This window comes from Vibrio sp. S457-15 (assembly GCF_000960545.1).
GTDB lineage: Bacteria > Pseudomonadota > Gammaproteobacteria > Enterobacterales > Vibrionaceae > Vibrio > Vibrio parahaemolyticus.
Map to the genome: position 1 here is coordinate 1 of NZ_JYOQ01000120.1, position 517 is coordinate 517.

Consider the following 517-nt stretch of genomic DNA (forward strand, 5'->3'; position numbering starts at 1 on the left):
ACAAGTCACCAAAGTTGTCTGCAATTTTTATACATGATGCAGACTCGATTTTGCCGGACTCAAATTCCAAGAACACTTGAATGTGTTATTTTGGTGTTTGTCTTAAAGACAAACATTGAGAACTTTACAAACAACAATAAATTGTTGTTTTGTCAGCTTTCCAAATTGTTAAAGAACTAATCACTTCTGATGAAGTAACCATTTTTAAAAACTCTCAAGAGAGAATGTTTAAAGATGGTATCCCGTAGGGGAGTCGAACCCCTGTTACCGCCGTGAAAGGGCGGTGTCCTAGGCCTCTAGACGAACGGGACACTGCTGTCTGTATCCACTTTAAAAAGCAGAACCAAACTTGAGAGTTTGGGAACTCTCTTCTCTTTACTTTATAAACCGTATCAATCTGTGTGGACACTCATCGTGAGTAATCATCGTTTAAGGAGGTGATCCAGCGCCAGGTTCCCCTAGCGCTACCTTGTTACGACTTCACCCCAGTCATGAACCACAAAGTGGTAAGCGTCCC

1 tRNA gene and 1 rRNA gene are annotated in these 517 nt (G+C 41.6%); both read right to left on the reverse strand.

The features are described 5' to 3' along the window. Window positions 1-235 precede the first annotated feature (235 nt). Window positions 236-311: transfer RNA gene (locus UF05_RS11110), tRNA-Glu, on the reverse strand. A 119-nt stretch (window positions 312-430) separates the two neighbouring features. Continuing rightward, window positions 431-517, reverse strand: a 16S ribosomal RNA gene (locus tag UF05_RS11115); the annotation flags it as partial.